The organism is Pseudidiomarina salinarum, from assembly GCF_000753715.1.
Lineage (GTDB): Bacteria > Pseudomonadota > Gammaproteobacteria > Enterobacterales > Alteromonadaceae > Pseudidiomarina > Pseudidiomarina salinarum.
This window is the reverse complement of sequence record NZ_JPER01000005.1, coordinates 83341-99390: the sequence shown is the minus strand read 5'-3', so window position 1 is coordinate 99390 and position 16050 is coordinate 83341. Positions and strand designations below refer to the sequence as shown.

18 protein-coding genes are annotated in these 16050 nt (G+C 52.4%); 7 read left to right on the top strand and 11 right to left on the bottom strand.

The features are described 5' to 3' along the window. Positions 1 to 70: 70 nt before the first annotated feature. Positions 71 to 709 carry a DsbA family oxidoreductase gene (locus IDSA_RS09690; RefSeq protein WP_034776366.1) on the top strand — a complete coding sequence of 213 codons (639 nt, stop codon included), beginning with the start codon at positions 71 to 73 and terminating at the stop codon, positions 707 to 709. A gap of 83 nt (positions 710 to 792) precedes the next feature. After that, entirely contained in the window at positions 793 to 1239 is a 447-nt protein-coding gene (locus IDSA_RS09685) for a hypothetical protein (RefSeq protein WP_034776365.1), read from the top strand. Positions 1240 to 1265: 26 nt separating this feature from the next. Here IDSA_RS09685 and IDSA_RS09680 read toward each other — a convergent pair whose 3' ends face one another. Genes IDSA_RS09680 through IDSA_RS09670 form a run of 3 tightly spaced genes read right to left on the bottom strand, consistent with a single transcriptional unit; the run spans position 1266 to position 4391 of the window. Continuing rightward, positions 1266 to 2564: an erythromycin esterase family protein gene (locus IDSA_RS09680; RefSeq protein WP_084694102.1), complete on the bottom strand. Its 1299-nt coding sequence runs from the start codon at positions 2562 to 2564 to the stop codon at positions 1266 to 1268. Positions 2565 to 2610: 46 nt separating this feature from the next. Next, entirely contained in the window at positions 2611 to 3759 is a 1149-nt protein-coding gene (locus tag IDSA_RS09675; RefSeq protein ID WP_051986220.1) for a hypothetical protein, read from the bottom strand. Between the two features lie 2 nt (positions 3760 to 3761). Continuing rightward, on the bottom strand, positions 3762 to 4391 hold the full coding sequence (locus IDSA_RS09670; RefSeq protein ID WP_084694101.1) for a protein-L-isoaspartate(D-aspartate) O-methyltransferase: 630 nt from the start codon (positions 4389 to 4391) through the stop codon (positions 3762 to 3764). A 174-nt stretch (positions 4392 to 4565) separates the two neighbouring features. Here IDSA_RS09670 and IDSA_RS09665 point away from each other — a divergent pair, with 174 nt between their 5' ends. After that, positions 4566 to 5342 (top strand): DUF429 domain-containing protein, encoded by a 777-nt coding sequence (locus IDSA_RS09665; RefSeq protein WP_034776478.1) that lies wholly within the window; start codon positions 4566 to 4568, stop codon positions 5340 to 5342. A gap of 9 nt (positions 5343 to 5351) precedes the next feature. On the opposite strand, the gene IDSA_RS09660 is transcribed toward IDSA_RS09665, so the two are convergent. From IDSA_RS09660 to IDSA_RS09650, 3 genes are read right to left on the bottom strand one after another with little or no spacing between them, the layout of a single operon-like run. Continuing rightward, on the bottom strand, positions 5352 to 5573 hold the full coding sequence (locus tag IDSA_RS09660; protein ID WP_269624553.1) for a tautomerase family protein: 222 nt from the start codon (positions 5571 to 5573) through the stop codon (positions 5352 to 5354). A gap of 45 nt (positions 5574 to 5618) precedes the next feature. Continuing rightward, complete coding sequence (locus IDSA_RS09655; protein ID WP_051986219.1) at positions 5619 to 6980, bottom strand: hypothetical protein; 1362 nt, start codon at positions 6978 to 6980, stop codon at positions 5619 to 5621. 9 nt (positions 6981 to 6989) lie between these two features. Next, positions 6990 to 7895: a permease gene (locus IDSA_RS09650; RefSeq protein ID WP_034776362.1), complete on the bottom strand. Its 906-nt coding sequence runs from the start codon at positions 7893 to 7895 to the stop codon at positions 6990 to 6992. A 147-nt stretch (positions 7896 to 8042) separates the two neighbouring features. Here IDSA_RS09650 and IDSA_RS09645 point away from each other — a divergent pair, with 147 nt between their 5' ends. Then, entirely contained in the window at positions 8043 to 8390 is a 348-nt protein-coding gene (locus tag IDSA_RS09645; RefSeq protein WP_051986218.1) for an ArsR/SmtB family transcription factor, read from the top strand. Between the two features lie 29 nt (positions 8391 to 8419). Here the strand turns inward: IDSA_RS09645 and IDSA_RS09640 are convergent, their stop codons facing one another. The 4 genes from IDSA_RS09640 to IDSA_RS09625 all read right to left on the bottom strand — a co-directional run bounded on the left by IDSA_RS09640 (position 8420) and on the right by IDSA_RS09625 (position 11526). Then, positions 8420 to 8893: an energy transducer TonB gene (locus IDSA_RS09640; protein ID WP_034776361.1), complete on the bottom strand. Its 474-nt coding sequence runs from the start codon at positions 8891 to 8893 to the stop codon at positions 8420 to 8422. 33 nt (positions 8894 to 8926) lie between these two features. Then, positions 8927 to 9937, bottom strand: coding sequence for an alpha/beta hydrolase family protein (locus tag IDSA_RS09635; RefSeq protein WP_034776359.1), 1011 nt, complete (start codon positions 9935 to 9937; stop codon positions 8927 to 8929). Positions 9938 to 10025: 88 nt separating this feature from the next. Then, a complete protein-coding gene (locus IDSA_RS09630) occupies positions 10026 to 10382 on the bottom strand; it encodes a VOC family protein (RefSeq protein ID WP_034776357.1) in 357 nt (118 codons plus the stop codon). A gap of 208 nt (positions 10383 to 10590) precedes the next feature. Next, positions 10591 to 11526, bottom strand: a complete 936-nt coding sequence (locus IDSA_RS09625; protein WP_034776355.1) for a DMT family transporter — start codon at positions 11524 to 11526, stop codon at positions 10591 to 10593. Positions 11527 to 11685: 159 nt separating this feature from the next. On the opposite strand from IDSA_RS09625, the gene IDSA_RS09620 reads away from it, so the two are divergent. Continuing rightward, positions 11686 to 12777 (top strand): zinc-binding metallopeptidase family protein, encoded by a 1092-nt coding sequence (locus IDSA_RS09620; RefSeq protein ID WP_034776353.1) that lies wholly within the window; start codon positions 11686 to 11688, stop codon positions 12775 to 12777. Here IDSA_RS09620 and IDSA_RS09615 read toward each other — a convergent pair. Then, the gene (locus IDSA_RS09615) at positions 12774 to 13514 is read right to left on the bottom strand and encodes a hypothetical protein (protein WP_034776351.1); all 741 of its coding nucleotides are present in this window, start codon (positions 13512 to 13514) and stop codon (positions 12774 to 12776) included. The genes IDSA_RS09620 and IDSA_RS09615 overlap by 4 nt on opposite strands. 147 nt (positions 13515 to 13661) lie before the next feature. Here IDSA_RS09615 and IDSA_RS09610 point away from each other — a divergent pair, with 147 nt between their 5' ends. Together IDSA_RS09610 and IDSA_RS09605 are read left to right on the top strand one after the other, a co-directional pair. After that, positions 13662 to 15113: a circularly permuted type 2 ATP-grasp protein gene (locus IDSA_RS09610; protein WP_034776349.1), complete on the top strand. Its 1452-nt coding sequence runs from the start codon at positions 13662 to 13664 to the stop codon at positions 15111 to 15113. Positions 15114 to 15116: 3 nt separating this feature from the next. Continuing rightward, positions 15117 to 16037: an alpha-E domain-containing protein gene (locus tag IDSA_RS09605; RefSeq protein WP_034776347.1), complete on the top strand. Its 921-nt coding sequence runs from the start codon at positions 15117 to 15119 to the stop codon at positions 16035 to 16037. Positions 16038 to 16050: the final 13 nt, after the last annotated feature.

The window sequence follows — 16050 nt, the reverse complement described above, 5'->3', positions numbered from 1 at the left end:
CCGCCAATAGTTCGCTATACTCTTGGTAAATCATGCTTTAAATCAAACAGAAAAGGTTGTGACCGTTAATATGCATATTGATATTGTTTCTGACATTGCCTGCCCCTGGTGCGCCATTGGTTACGCGCGACTGCAAGTCGCCATGAAGCAACTGGCGGACGGGCACGATTTCACCCTTGAGTGGCACGCTTTTGAGCTCAATCCTGATCCCAATGCCCCGCAGGAACCAATCCTGCCGGCGTTAAGCCGTAAATACGGCCGCAGCGAAGCTGAAATGGAGCAAAGTCAGGAGCAGATGATGCTTATCGCCAGCGATCTGGGCCTGGATTTCAGCAAAATGCAGCAACGGCTGACCTGCAACACCTTCGATGCCCATCGCCTGGTCAAATGGGCCAAACAGTTTGACCTCCAGACCGAACTGAAAATGGCGCTGTTTGAGGCTTACTTCGGGCATGCCGATGACGTATCGGATCACAATGTACTGCTCACCTGTGTCGACCGGGCTGGTTTAGACGCCACCGCAGCGCAAAAGGTATTGCAGTCTGATGACTACGGCGACGATGTACGTCAGGATGAGGCCGTCTACCGACAAGCTGGCGTTACTGCCGTACCCGCTTTTATCATTGACCAAAAATATATAATCAGCGGCGCGCAGGAACCCGAACTGCTTAAGAAAGGCCTGTTGGAAATTGCCGCAGAGACGAAGTAACCGCTTACTAAAAAAACCTTATTGACAGCAGCGCCTGCCCGAATTATAAAATCCGGAATATCGCTACCAGAAGGAAGATCCGTATGTCATGGGCTAAATTGTCGGTGATGGCGGTAAGTGCGTGGTTACTGGCTGGTTGCACCGCAGCTGAACTGGACGCGCTCAATGATTCACTGGCCTGCGTTAACGAATTCCCCAACGATACCTATCGTCAGAATCAGTGCATCAGTTATATGAATGAAGCGCGCGAGGTGGATCAGTACAATGCCTTGTTAAACTGGTGCCAGACGTACGCGGTACGACCAATAGAAGCCGCATCGCCAAAACTGGAACGCGATATCGAAACCTTTGATCGGAACTTCGAATCACTGCGAACCCGCATTGGGCAGGTGTCTGGCTATTACAGCGATTACTGTGATACCCCGGAACGTCGCCGCAGCAATTCCAGCAACGCGGACTATCTGGCCGACCGCAAAGAATTTTTAGAAGGCGGCGCGCAGGAACTGCGGGCTTACCTGGCTAACTGGTAAGCTGCAGCTGCCTGGCGGCCATCTGGCTAGAGCCCGTGCGGATAAGTATCAGGAATTTTGACCGTATCTGCTGTGATATCGATATGATGTAACGCCTGGCTCTCATCGAAGAACACAAAATGGTCGTATCGCTTCGGGATCACCGTAGGTACATAGTTACCATAGCGCTCGTGCCGCGGATTATAAACTACCCCTACAGCGCGGTGAGGGATACGCCGCTCCAGCCCGGGATTGGACTGCAAATCTTCGGAATGTAAGAAAAACTGCTTCCCGGCCTGATGGCAGATATCTTCCCAGCTGCCTTCGCGCGCCGCCGGCAAATTCATATCTTCTACTTTCGACCCCCAGGCGCTGCCAGCCAATACACTGCCCTGATAGCTACCAAAACCGACCAGCGCGACATTGTGGCGGCCGTATTCCTCACGACCCAGTTCACCAAGATTAAACAGCCCCTGATTGCCCATGTCGGTAAAGGAAGCATCGCCGATATGGGTGTTGTGAGCCCAGACAATGCCTTTGGCGTCTTTGCCGTGAAAATCCATCAGTCGCTTCAGGGTATCCATCATATGGCGGTCACGCAGGTTCCAGGTCGATTCGCCGCCGGTCGCCATGATCCGGTAGTAGCGCTCGGCATTATTACTCACGTTGGCATTTTGCTCGGCACTGAAGGCTTCTTCCCGATCCTGATCGTAGGTTGGCGCCTTGCTGCGCACCTCGGCTAACAGGCGGCTGACTTCATCACTGCAGCCCTCAGGCACTAACCGTGTGGATATCGCGTAGCGCTGGCCATCTTCATCACGGTAGGGCTCAAAGCAACGCATCGCCGTTTTTGCTGTTTCATAGGCCTCGGGATCTTCCTCACGCAGATAATCCATAATGGCATCCATCGACTCCCACAGGCTGTAAACATCCAGCCCGAAGAAGCCTTTGCGTTTTTCTTCGTCCCGCGACTCATTGAATTCGCGCAGCCACCGGGCAAACTCATGTACTTCCCAGTTCGCCCACATCCAGGTCGGCCAGCGCTCAAATTTCCTGAGTACTTGTTTGGTATCCTGCGCGGCATCATCGTAATGTTTTACATGGCGATTGATTTCATAACAGGGTGGCCAGTCGCCTTCCACCACGACAAAGTCAAAGCCATAGTCTTCCATCAGCACTTTTGACATGCGGGCACGCCATTTATAGTATTCATGGGTACCATGGGAGGCTTCACCCAGCATCACCACTTGTTTGTCCTTAATCTGCTCCAGCAGCGGGCGCAAATCCTCAGTGCTCTCGAAATCGTGCTTATTGTCCTGAACTGTCTTAAGAATTGAATCTGTCATAAGTCTGCTCCCTTTTGTTATGGGAATGCTGTTATGAAAAATGCGGTTAAACGCGGGTGTAGATCTCCGGTTTCGCTTGCGCCAGAATGCTGGCGGCGAGGCTCACTTCATTAATATCCAGATGATTCTGAAAAGTCGGAGCCTGCTGATTTTGCTCGTCCAGCCAGAAGGCTTCGATGTCTTCGGCCATCTGCCAGATCGGTGAATCGATCTGCGGCTCTACTGCGTTTTCTTTGAGGAAAGCTAAATTGCCTTTCAGGCAGCGCAGCCCTAGTGACAGTCCGCATTCACGAAACGCCAGCCGGTACCGGGCTGACTCATTGGCGTCAAACGAGCGATAAATCGATTCCAGACCCTGCTCAGCGTCGCGCAGCAGGCGTTCTGGCTTAACCGCTGGCGGCAGCTCCATAAAGGCCTGCAACTCAGTCGCCCGCACCACATTAAGCAGGAGCGACCCGACGCCAAGTGCATCATCCGTTGCCCAGTGCGAACGGGCGCAGAGTTCTTTTAGCTTCTCGATATAACCATCAAACTCATACTTGAACGAGCCCGTTTCATCGTAGGCCTGCATCGCGCAAAGCAAGCCTTCCAACGGGTCATGCGCACCCATCATAGGTACCAGCGGGCGTGATAGATCCACGCTCATCTTCCAGTACATTTTGGTGCCTGCTCCTTCCTTATCGGCAATGAAGCGTGAGCCGGCAATGCTCAGCTCAGCGGCCCAGGTCGCGAGTTGTTCGTTATCAAAATGCTTGCTGGCGGTGAGTAGCGCGTTGATCCAACGCGTATGGTAATGGTAGTACTGACCGTCGCGTTCCCACTCCAGGTTCTGATCGTAGCGTTCGTCTTCCTGACGCTCTAACATTTTCTTACCGATACGAAGACCGCCAACAGTGGGGTGTTCACGGGCTTTCTCACCCTCCAGGCCGCTAATCCAGCCGTCACGGGAATCTTTCTCCGCATATTGGCCCAGGTGGCAATGCACCTCTTTAATGGTGCGCAACGCCCGCGCCTCAAAGGCCTTATCGTTATCAATACGCTTGAGGGCGAGAAAATTCAGCGTCGCGAAGGCGTCGGTCCAGAGATAACGCCGGGCGGCATCGCCGCTGTCATTGGCAAGACCGGTACGCTCAGCAAAACCCTGCATCAATTCACGGGCTTGATCCAGCTTGCTGGTGTCTGTTGATGTGCTCATGATTACTCCTTCTCGGCTTTTCCGGTCATGGGCACAAAGCGCACCATCAGCAGCTTGGTCTCCTTGAATTCGTCCTCGCTGATGCGTTCAACCAGAGTCAGTTCCTGCTCTAGTTTGCCAACAGGCGCCAGCAATTTACCGCCTATCTTCAGCTGTTTCTTCAGGGTTTCAGGAATCTTCGACGGCGCTGCGGTCAGCTCAATGGCATCGAAAGGCGCCTCTTCCGGCCAGCCCTCGTAGCCATCGCCATAACGGCTTTCGATATTCCTGATATCGGTTTTAGCGAGGTTCTCCTTCGCCAGATCCGCCAGCCACTCGATAATTTCTATGGAATAAACTTCCTCGGCGAGATGCGACAGCACCGCGGCGTTGTAACCACAGCCGGTGCCAATCTCCAGCACCTTGTCGTCGGCGTTTAGTTGCAGTGCCTGAGCCATATAGGCCACGATATACGGCTGGCTGATGGTCTGTGATTTACCTATCGGCAGGGGCCGGTCATCGTAGGTGTGCTCCTGCAACTCTTCCGGCACAAACAGCGATCGGTCGACCGCCCGCATTGCCTCTATGACCCGTGAATCCTGAACATCTCTGCCTTTTAGATGGCGTTCAATCATCGTTTCCCTGGTGCTCATAGTGATACCTACCTGTGTCTGTTTTCTGTGTGTGTTAAATCTCCAGTTAAATTCGCGCGTTAGTAAAATGCGTAACGATAAGTGTAGTAAGCGAATGTGGGAATGGGCAAATCCAGGCTGAATAACGAGCCGACAGCCGCTATGATAGCGTAAAGATAAGCTGTGGGAGCCCGCATGCAAGACGTAGTTATCGGAATTGATGTGGCCTGTGCGAAGGACAAACCGCTGCCGGTGGTTATCTGCTATCAGGATGGCGATACGCTGCGCCCGCTACTGCTAAACAGCTTCGCTCAACAACCGCCACGAGGGCGAGGGAATCCCTCGACGGTGTCGGCTGAAACTAACCAGGCTTACGCCCGTGAAACGCGGCACTATATTGAAGAAGTGTGCCTACAACACCATCTGAACCCGGTGCGCATTGGCATCGATTCAGCGCTGCGGGCCCGGCCGAATCATATGCACCGACGGCTCGCAGAAAGTGCGCTAAACGCTAGCGGAATCAGTTGCTACAAAACGCCATCCGGTGAAGATTTTGACCGCATCATTGCCAAGGGTCAGGCACATCTTGCGCAGGGCGGTGCGGCCAACCGGATGCCCCATGCCATGCAGCTATTTATGCTGCCCGGAATCGCGATTGCCGAGGAAATGGCCAAAGTGGCGCCCTGTCTGGAGATCTATCCGCAAGCGATAGCACGGCGACTGGGATCGGCTTCATTGCATAAAACCAAAAAAGGCCAGTCATTGGTGCAGCTCAAAGCTGTCAGCGAGCATACTGGCTGGCCCGCCAGCGAAACTGACTGGGCCGAACTGAAACACATCTGCCGAGGCGCCCTGCACGACAAAGTCGACGCCTACAGCGTCGCCTGGGTGGCGAGCTTACCGGAGAGCAAGCGGGAATACTTCGGCGACCCGCAGCAAGACGACGCGATCTGGGTGCCGAAGCTGGACTAAATAGCTGGTTTATTTTGCGGCTGTGGTCTTCTTCCAGTCATCCGTGAGCAAACCGGCGTAGCCCCAGTCTTCCTCATTGATTTCCTGAATAACCACGTGGGTATGCTCGGGTTTTTTGCCCAAAACCCGAACCAGCGAGTCAGTAACATCTTTTACCAGCGCAGCTTTTTGCTCTCTGGTAGCGCCCTTGGTGATCTGAATATTTACGTATGGCATGGCGTTCTCCGGCATGAACCCGCAGGTTTGCGTTGCGGAGATTTTATCTGCTTGTGCTGATTACGGATAGCATTTCTGTACGACAATGGTATCGAGCACCGCGCCACCACGATGTACGCCGCCTTCGAGGCTGTGCTGCGCTTTGGTGCGGCACAGGTAGCCACCATATTCGGCTGTTGCACCGAGGCTAAAGATGCCAAGCTCGCTGATATGGGCTTGCTGGCTGAGCAACTCACCATTCACTAATTTACTGACAGGTTCGATGCGCACTATGGCATCGATGTTTGCCATCAGTACGTCGGCAGCGTCATGCCCGTTGTAATTTGCCAGCGCCGTAGCACCGCGGGCGACATTACCGCCCCCTTCGCTTTGGGTTTTATACCAGTAGCACTGATGAACCAGCCGGTGAAACTCAAGTAAGGATAGGTCTACCACTGCGAAGGATGGCAAACAGAGCTGCTGCAGCAGCGCCAGCTCACTCTCGTTCAAATCAAAGTAGCCAGCAAAACCCGCATCAGAGCGAACCTGCGCACTCACCACATGTTGCAGCCACTTGCTGCCGCTCAGCTGCGAGGCTAAATCGGGGCACTGTGCGACACGCGTTTTTTCCAGATCAGCGCGAAACTGCCAGAGTGATTGATCACCATAGTCTTCGGCGTTGTAGCCGGTGCGCCAGTAAATTAAGTCAACCGCCCGGCCATCAGGCAGTACTAACCGATGATCGGCACCAGTAGCCGCGGCAGCTAGCTGCCGCAGCGTCATCCGCACTACATGGACGCCCAGGCGCGCCACTTCGTCGGTGAGCAACCGCTGGTCATAGATATTGTCTTCATCATCGGTGACAACCATAACCATCAGCGGCGATTCCGAGCCAAACTCCGCCGCAATTCTGCGAGCGGCGTCCGCCAGCAGATGCCCCTGCGCTTCAATCGCCGGATTAGCAGCGTAGGATTCAGGCTGAACAGCAGCTAACGTCTCCAGCCAGCGCTGATTCAAAGGCCCCATGCCGGCGGCAATCGGGTTGGTTTCAACCCAGCGCCATTTACCCCGGTTATCCAGCATCAGATCATGGCGTTGCAATGCGACTGGCAGCGTGCGCACCTGATCAGCGGGAATGCTATTAAGCAGCCGCCAAATCTTACCCGGCACCGAGTCCGAAGCTTCGAGCCCCGCAGTCTGCGCCAGCAGCCAGTCCCGGTCATTGACCATCTTCTGCAACAACCCGCCGAGCAAGCGCGCACCAGCCAGCGCCTGCTGCCACTGGCCATCGGTTAAACGCCAGGGGCTGAGGGAAACCGGGGCATGGGAAAACCCCTGCCCCAAGGTCTCAAGCCCGACCGAACCGCGGCGCAGGCAGTCGCGCCACTCAGCGGCAGTCAACGCGCTGGCCCTGTCATCTCCTGAATAAGCCTGAATGTTCATCAACGCCTCCTACATCACCAGATCAATCGCGAAGCCGGTCAGGCACGCAGTGACAAAAACAACACCAATAAAAGCGAGCAACAACGGCCACTGGAAAATACGCTTAAGGATAATCATCTCCGGCAGGCTGGCACCGGCGCCGCCGATGGTCAGCGCAACCACGCTGCCGTAGCTCATGCCTTTGCCGACCAAACTTAGCGCCAACGGAATCATGGTACTGGCGCGAACGTACAAAGGAATGCCTAACAGCGCCGCAGCCGGAATCAGATACCAGCCTGATACCTGGCTGAACTGACTGAAAAACGCAGCGGGAACGTAGCCGTGTATCCAGGCACCCACAACAACGGCAGCAACCAGCTGCGGCAGAAAGGCGCGGGTTTCTTTCATGGCGCGCTTAAATAGACCCGCCAGGTACTCGCTGAGCGTCGGCTTTACCGGCTCAACGGCACCAACAGAGGACGCGTTGCAACAACCCTTCTGTTCATCGGGGAGGGTGATAAAGCGCTCGAAATGCAGCGCCGAGAGCACAAAACCCGCGCTAAGCGACAGCACCAGTACGCCGGCGGCATATATTAGCGTTAAGTTTGCACCAAATATAGTGAATAGCAGTGCCACCAGCACCGGATTCAGTAGCGGCGAGGTCAACAGGAAAGTCATCACCGGGCCGAAGTCTGCACGGGCGCGCAGCATGCCGACCAGCATCGGTAGTGTTGAGCAACTGCAAAACGGCGTGATTGAACCCAGCGCCGCGGCGGTAAAATAACCGCTGCCGCCGCTTAGCATCGCCTGGATGCGTTTAGCCGGGAAGCGATCCTGCAACCAGTAAACAAGCATACTGATCAGCACAAACAACAGCAGAAGTTCGCTCAGCGTAGTTGCAAAGAACTGCGCGGCAGATAAGAATGAAGTAGACATGACGGCTCCGATATTTTGATTATTGTCGAAACATATTATTTCGACATATATCGAAGTGTCAATCTATATTTCTATTAAATTGGAAATTATTTTCAGGAGCAGTAAACTGAGAGGCAACTAACTGATAGCAACTGTGGATTGGATAGAATGGAACAAACTCTTGAACTCGAACAGGCAGCAGCCCAACTAGCCGAACTCGGCCACCCAACCCGCCTGGGTATTTTTCGCCTGTTGGTACGCGCCGGTCGCCAGGGCATCGCCGTGGGCGACATCCAGCAAGTGCTGGAGATCCCAAACTCCACCCTCTCGCACCACCTGAGCAAAATGAGCAAAGTCGATTTGATGGAGCAGCGCCGCGACGGCCGCACGCTTTATTGCACGCTTAAGTTTGAGCAGGTTGAGGCGTTATTGGGATTTTTGTATTCCGAGTGCTGTATTGAGGCACCGGAAAGCCTGGCGGGGATGAGTGAAGAAAAGCGGGGCTGCTGCGATTAGCCGCCGCTTCACAGGGTAGATTTATTTTATCAGTTAACTCGGCGACCTACTGAGGCCACCACATCAGCACCAGTGCACTGAGAATTATTTGCCAACTTCTCTTCTGCGCATTTACCCGCGAATTCTTCCAGACAAAACTCAAATCGTGTTTGTGTTCTGACAGGTTCTTGCAATCTACCGGCGGGTAATTCTGACCACTTCCATTTTTCTATGTTTTCCTTTGCCGCCGCAGCAAACTCTTTACTCGTGCTTTCGATGACACTTATGTCTTGTACGGTATAATCCGGTGTTATTACATACTCAACAGTGGCACAACCTTCAGTTCCGGAAAGCGCTTCTTCCACTGGATAGCGCGGTGGAAACCGCTGTAAATCAGCCCACTCCGGGCCAGTAAGCAAGCCTTCAACGGTATTGAGATTACCAACCTTATAATCTTTCGAAGGTGCCTGCGACTGACAGGCAAATAAGAACAACGATGCTAAAGCTAATATTAAGTACTTCATAAACACTCCATGTAAACTGATCCTAATGGCGAATTACAGCGCATTGAGTTCACGTTTAAAAAATTCCGAAAGCCGCCCGACCACGCCCGGCCAATCAGTGCGAAGATTATGGCCATCTTTTAATGTCATTAATTCAGCGTCAAAACCATGACCGCGTAATTTATCGTACAACTCGACACTACTGTCATAGCGCACTTTAATGTCTTCGATGCCATGAATAAGCAAGAAAGCTGTTTGCTTTGGTAATTCGTTCGCCCATACCACTGCCGACCTGTGTTCAAGTGCTTTGGTTTTATCTTCGGCGTAATTCGGAACTCTTAACTGATAAATTCGTTCCATCTCTGGTCGGAATTCGAAACCCTTTTTTTTATCGTACTCGCCAGCAAGCAACGCGACTGCGGGTGTATCAAATCCTTGTTTGAGCGCCAGTAATGCCTGGGTGCTTCCGCGACTCCAGCCCATTAGCCCAACGCGCTTGGGGTCGATACTTTTAAACTCAGCAAATAATTCTCTTAGTGCCAAAACATCCTGAACATCAGCACCGCCAAATTCGTCTTTGCTTTCGGGACCTTTCACCGTTGCGCCCCGGTACTGGGAACCGATAACGGTGAAGCCCTGATTCGCGATGTCGAAAACATTTTTGAACAACTGCGTGAAAGTCATTGCGCCAAAAGTCGCATTACCGCCGCGGTTATATACGATTGTTTCGGTAGCTACAGCGCCTTTTGGATGAACGATAAATCCGCGCACCAGTTCTCCGTTAACCGTGTAGCGAAAGAATTTGCAATCCAGCTCTTTCTGAAAGGAGTCGAACTTGTCTTTGGGAAAAGCTTTTCCCATCAAAACCAAGAATTTTTTTAATTTTTCAGGATCTTCGTCCTGATTTTTGGCGCTGATAAAACTCAGCCATTCCTCATGGCTCGAGAACGGGCCGGAGAAGCAGCTCTGTTGCCCCAATAACTTCGTCGTGGCCGAGGCGATGGGACTCACAGAAACAAGACCGGCAACATACAACGTAAGAACTAAAAGTCGTAAAACTTTCATTAAGGCTTCCTTGCTTTATATAATAATCACACGAGTCTTATACATTTTTACAACTATCTCAAGTGTTATTAAGCGAAGGAAGCGTCCATCATTCTGACTCGGACCACACCGCAAACTCATTGCCATTGGGATCGGAAAAGTGGAATCGACGGCCACCCGGGAAGGAAAAAATCTCCTGTACAATTGCACCACCAGCGGATTTAACCCGCTCCAGGGTAGTCTCCAGCTCGCTACTGTAAAGCACTACTAGTACGCTGCCAGAACCGGTGGTCGCGACTTTATCCGACTTAAAAAAGCCGCCATCCAGCCCGGCCTTTTGAATAGCAACATAATCTGACCCGTAGTCGATAAATTCCCAGCCAAACGCATCGCCGAAAAATTGCTTCGTGGCTGCGATATCTTTAGCAGGCATTTCAACGTAATTAATGATTCCTGTTTCTGGCATAAGATCCTCCGTAGTATCCGTTAATCCAATGACTCCGAGTAACCGCTTTTACGCACTATCTCATGCGGGTCGGAGAAACTCAGTAATTCTTTGAGCGCCGTGGTTTCATCAACTGAGTTCACAACGTAAACCTCAAACGCTGGCAGCCAGCTAACACAGCGGCCCGCACTAAAAGAGTATGACAATCTGTAACGTGACTTTAGCGCAGCTACTCGGCCGGATGCCGTCGGCTGTTCGAGTATACGCTCAGCGCAGTCACCGTAACCAGGATCAGTACCATCCCCAGGATCTGCAACGCCGTCAGGCTTTCACCTAAAACCGCAACGCCGAATAGCGAGGCGGTGACGGGTTCAACCATAGCCACTACAGAGGCGACAGCGGGCGCAGTGTAGTTCAGGCCGACAATGTATAAGATAAATGATAGCCCGGCGCCCAGTACGCCCAGAATCAAAAACAGTGGCCATGCTGAAGTCGCCAGCGCGGCCACCAGCTCACTGGCATCACCGAACAAACCAAGTATGACGGCAAGCACAGCGAATGCGATCACCAAAATTGCCTGGGGACTGCCGTGCGGCGCCGCGTACTTAAAACCAAAAATGAATAGCGCATAAGAAAGACCCGAAAGCAGACCGGCGCCGGCCGCCAACAAGGTGACATCGCCATCGTCAATATTGTAAATTCCGGTCAGTAATAGGATACCGACCATCACCATAAGGATGGCCAACCATTTATACAGGCTGGGCTGCTCGAGCTTGAGGACGAATGATACGAGATAGACGAAAACTGGCGCGCAGTACATTAAGGTGGCTGCCACCGCCACACTGCCCTCAGCAATGCTTAAAAAATAAAATCCAAAATTGCCGGCAACACCGACACCGGCAATCGCCGACCAGAACCATAACCGGCCTTTTGTTAGCCCGCTGCCAGCCGGGCGCAATGCCAGCCAGATAAGCACGAACACAAGGCCGAGCGCGCCGCGGTAAAACGACACCACGACAGGATCCCAACCGCGGTCAGTAAGCATGCCCCCAATACCGCCAGACAAACCCCAGCATAATGCCGCCAGCGCCACAAAGGCTGCACTCAGTCCGACTACTCTGCCACTTGAAGCTGGCTGTATCTGGCGGTTTGAATGTAGTGTCATCAGGCCAATCCTCTAGCTATAGCTGCCGGCGAAATTCCGCGGCAACAGATTAAGCGTAGACTAATTTTACGCAGATTATCTTCACCCCAGTCACTCCTTTTCCTCATTAACGTGCTAAGTTAATGCATAAACCGAACGCTCATTGTTGGTACCAAAATTATGCGAACTTTCTCATGTCAGTGCGGTAATACGCTGCATTTTGCCAACACCCGTTGCGTGGTGTGCGGGCTGATGCTGGGCTTTATGCCCGATGAAAAGAAGCTGAGTGCCTTTACCCGGCATGCGGAAGGCGTCTGGCGCGCCGCAGATAATGGTCGACTGTACCGGCAGTGCATAAATTATTCGGTGCAGGATGTGTGTAACTGGATGGTTCCGGCCGAAGAGTCTGGCGATCTGTGTGCTTCCTGCCAGTTAACCCGCACTATTCCCAATCTGGATCAGCCAGAGAACCGGCAGCTTTGGTCGCGTATGGAGCAGGCCAAACGACGGCTGCTCTATACCCTTTACAAATTGGAGCTGCCGGTGGTATCACGCTATCAGGATCCACAGCATGGCCTGGGCTTTGAGTTTCTCGAAGACGAAACTGAAGACGACTATGGCAATGAGCTTACCGTTAAAAACTTCGTTACCACTGGCCACAATGCCGGCATTATTACGCTCAATCTGAGAGAGGCAGAAGCCAGCTCGCGGATGAAAATACGCGAAGAAATGAACGAGCAATATCGCACGCTGCTTGGGCATGTTCGCCATGAATCCGGTCACTATTACTGGGATAGATTGGTCCGTAATAGCCATTGGCTTAGTGAGTTTCGTGAGCTTTTTGGGGATGAGAGCCTCAACTATACCTATGCTCTGCAAAACTATTATCAGAACGGCCCTACTGCGGACTGGCACAAAGTATGGGTGAGTGCCTATGCCAGCATGCACCCCTGGGAGGACTGGGCAGAAACCTGGGCGCATTACCTGCATATGGTCGATACCCTGGAAACCGCCAGTGATTTTGATTTCAGCGTATCCTCGCATCAGGTCATCGACCCGCTGCAGCAGTTACCGCAAAGTGATGAAGCCAGAAGCGCAGCGCATTTTAATCAGCTGTATAACGACTGGTGCCGGCTAACGGCGGTACTCAACGCACTCAACCGCAGTATGGGGCTGGATGATGCCTATCCGTTTGTCCTGTCTTCCAGCGCCATCGATAAATTACGCTTTGTTCACAAGGTGATCAGCACAGCTTATAGCAATCCAAACTAATCTTCTTTTTCCCAGTCGAACCGCGGCAGGCCGGAAAATGCCTGTCGCAGCCCCTCATTCCACTGTTTTTGCATGGATTTATACATGGGGCTAAACGCGCGATATTTATTGTGCCAGGGAGTTTCCAGGCTGCCGCAGGTATACATCGCTACCTCAATAGGTAAGCCCACGCTGATGTTACTGCGCACGGTAGAATCAAGCGAAACCATGGCACAGCGGGCAGCGTCTTCTAAAGATGTGTTGGGCGTGATAATGCGATCCAGAATCGGCTTACCATACTTATTTTCACCGATCTGCAAATACGGGGTATCGTCGGATGCGCTGATATAATTGCCTTGCGGATAAATCATATAGATTTCACAAGGATTATCAGCAATCTGGCCGCCGAGAATAAAACTCGCTTCGGCGCTGGAATTACTCTTCTCGAGCGCCGGCGCATGCTGTAGCTGCTCGCGTTGACTCAAACTGCCGATGTAACTGGCAACATCATACAGATGCTTGCCTTTGCGCAGATTAAAGAGTGCGTCGGGATCTTCCAGATCGGAATTGATGGCGTTGACCACCGCCTGCGAAGTTGCCAGGCTACCCGCTGAAAGCAGCACCAGAGTGCGTTCCCCCTCCCAGGCAAAGCGATTCATTTTACTGTAGGTAGCCACATAATCGACGCCTGCGTTGGTGCGCGAATCCGACGCAAAAACCAGGCCTTTGTTAACACGGATTGCCAAACAATAAGTCACAAACAAACTCCAGAAATCTCGGCTGAGGTTCAGCCTAATTCCTCGTATTCTCTATGCAACCAGAAATAAAAACAAACCATTTTGTCTTTTTCACTGAATTGCCACTATGGTTATAGCTGCTCAATAAAACACCAGAGGGAGTTGTGCATGACCATTCGCTGGGGAAGCTATAAAGTAACGAACTTGTACGATGAGTTATTACGAGCGTCAGGAAAACCGCGTGCTGCAGCCGAAATTATATGTAGCTATTTGCGCGGCCTGTCGGATCAGGATATCGAAGAGTTTAAGGTTGCCGCAGAGTCTGCCATCCACGTAATGGGCATCAGCTTCCGGGTCTATCACGAAGACGAAGGCTCTATCGACCGTGCCTGGCCCTTTGACATTATTCCCCGAATTATCGACAAGCAGGAATGGTTAAAGATCGAGGCCGGGCTGAAACAGCGCGTCAAAGCCCTTAACATGTTTATTGACGATCTGTACAACGACCAAAACATTATCAAAGACGGCGTATTCCCCGCCGACCTGCTGAATAAATCAAAGAACTTTTTGCCTGAATGCAAGGGTGTTCACCCGCCGTTGGGCGTATGGGCGCATATTTGCGGCTCGGATCTGGTCCGGGATAACGACGGCACCGTTTATGTGCTTGAAGATAATTTACGGGTGCCTTCCGGCGTGTCCTACATGCTTGAAAACCGCAAAGTCATGAAGCGGGTCTTCCCCGAAATGTTCCAGCAATACAGTATTCTACCGGTAGACGATTACCCTTCTCACCTCTATGACATGCTCTGTGAGCTATCGCCGCGAGACATTGAGCAGCCGGAAATCGTGATACTGACCCCGGGTATCTACAACTCAGCGTATTTTGAGCATGCTTACCTGGCCCAGCAGATGGGCGCGGAGGTGGTTGAAGGGCGGGATATGTTTGTCGATGAGGACGATGTGGTTTATATGCGCACTATCGAGGGGCCGACCCGCGTGGATGTTATTTACCGCCGCGTTGACGACCATTTTATCGACCCTGAAGTATTTAACCCCGATTCGATGCTAGGTGTTCCGGGGCTGATGCGGGCCTGGCAGGCCGGCAACGTGGCTCTGGCTAATGCGCCGGGGTCAGGCGTTGCGGATGATAAGGTGGTCTATGCCTTTGTGCCTGACATTATCAGGTACTATCTGGAGGAAGATCCGCTGATTCCGAACGTACCCACCTACAAGTGTATCAATAAAGATGAACGCGACTATGTGATTGAAAACATCCATAACATGGTGGTCAAACCGGCCAATGAGTCCGGTGGTTACGGCATGTTGATCGGTCCTCATGCCACTAAAGCAGAATGTGAAAAGTTTAAGCGCCTGGTTCGCAAAGACCCACGCAATTACGTGGCCCAGCCAATGCTAATGCTGTCCACGGCACCGACTATGATTGAGAACAAAGCGGAACCACGGCATTTGGATCTACGGCCGTTTGTATTAAGTGGCAAAGATATCAAAGTCACTATGGGCGGGCTCACTCGAGTGGCCCTGCGCAAAGGATCTATCGTCGTCAACTCGTCGCAAGGCGGGGGCAGTAAGGATACCTGGATAGTAGATATGGAGGCTTAATCAATGTTGTCACGTGTAGCAAGCAATCTATTCTGGATGGCCAGGTACTTAGAGCGGGCTGAAAACACCGCCCGGCTGATCAACGTAAACTCGCACCTGCTCATGGATTTACCCACAACGGTAAAGCTGGGTTGGGAGCCGATTATCGATATTCTGTCGGCCCGGGACGATTTTTACGAGCACTACGAGCAAGCCGATGAACACAGCGTGGTCAAATTTATGGTCACGGATAAGCACAACCCCAGCTCGATTATCAACTCGCTGACCATGGCGAGGGAAAACGCCCGTACAGTCAGGGAAATTATCCCTACCGAAAGCTGGGAGCAGATCAATGCTCTATACCTGTCGGCCATGCAAAACCGCGCATCGATGGTCGGCCGCCGTCACCGCTATGAGTCGCTGACCGCTGTAATCCGCTCTAATCAGACCCTCACTGGCATATTGGCCGGTATTATGACCCATGATGAAGGTTATGCCTTTCTGCGCCTGGGCCGCAACCTTGAGCGCGGGGATATGAGTACGCGGATTATTGATGTGCGTTCAGCGAGCCTGCTACCTGAACTCAATGATGAACAGCCGGCTTTTGAAAACATTCAGTGGATGGGCGTACTCAAATCCATGTCGGCATACCAAATGTACCGGCAGAAAGTTCGCCTGCGTATCAACCGCCCCGATGTACTCAAGTTCCTGTTCCTGGAGGAACGCTTTCCGCGTTCGTTGGCGCACACCCTCAAACAGGCGAAGTCGCTGCTGCATGACCTGCCGCACAACGAGAACGCCATTAAGGCGGTCGACACGCTGCAGTCCAGGCTGTCTGACGGCAAACCGCAATCACTAAAACAGGGAAGCCTGCACGAATTTATTGATGAGATGCAGGTGGGGTTGATTAAGATTGCTGAGGAGATTGATGAGACGTACTTTTAAAGTCCGCCAGCGA